This window comes from Corallococcus sicarius, from assembly GCF_003611735.1.
GTDB lineage: Bacteria > Myxococcota > Myxococcia > Myxococcales > Myxococcaceae > Corallococcus > Corallococcus sicarius.
This window is the reverse complement of record NZ_RAWG01000675.1, coordinates 1-761: the sequence shown is the minus strand read 5'-3', so window position 1 is coordinate 761 and position 761 is coordinate 1. Positions and strand designations below refer to the sequence as shown.

At 63.7% G+C, this 761-nt stretch carries 1 protein-coding gene; it reads right to left on the bottom strand.

Translation table 11 applies throughout. The features are described from left to right. Positions 1 to 761 (bottom strand): IS66 family transposase (locus D7X12_RS45700; protein ID WP_147444011.1); only part of this gene is annotated, 761 nt, incomplete at both ends.

Sequence of the window (761 nt, the reverse complement as noted above, 5' to 3'; positions counted from 1 at the left end):
GCGTCTTGCCATTGCCGGGCGCGAGCATCTGCACTGGCGTTTCGTCGGCGTGCAGAACACCGTGGCTCAGAACCTCTTCTTGCAGGGCGTCCACCAGCGGTTGCAGACGCACGCCACAGATGCCCACCCACGCGCCCAGTGTCGATTGCGGGATGGCCAGACCGGCGCGCGCATAGATGCGCTCCTGCAGATACAGGGGAAGGTGGTCGCCGAACTTGGACACCAGCGTATGTGCCAGCAGTCCCGCCGTCGGGATGCCTTTGTCGATGACGTGGGGTGGCACCGGCGTCTGCACCAGCGTCTCACACTGATCGCACACCCATTTGCCGCGGATGTGACGCTCCACGGTGAACGTGCCCGGCGTGTAGTCCAGCTTCTCGCTGATGTCTTCGCCAATGCGCTTGAGCGCACACCCACAGGTGCAGGTCTCTGCGTCCGGCTCGTGGTGGATGTCGGTGCGCGGCAACTGCGGCGGCAATGCCTGGCGCTTGGGCTTGCTCTTGGCTTCAGATTTGGACGACGGCAGGAGCGCTTCCAGTTCGGTCTCAATCGCCTCGAGGTCTGCGTCAATGGCTTCGTCCAGCAGACTCGCCTGTTCAGATGTCAGTTGCTCGCTGCGCTTGCCGAACTTCCAGCGCTTGTGGATGGCCAGCTCGTGTGTGAGCTGGTCGATCTTGGCTTGCCGGTACCGCAACTCCCGGTCCTTCTCGCCGACCTGGGCCATCAACTGCGCAGCCAGTGTGCGCAGTTCGTCCGGGCTC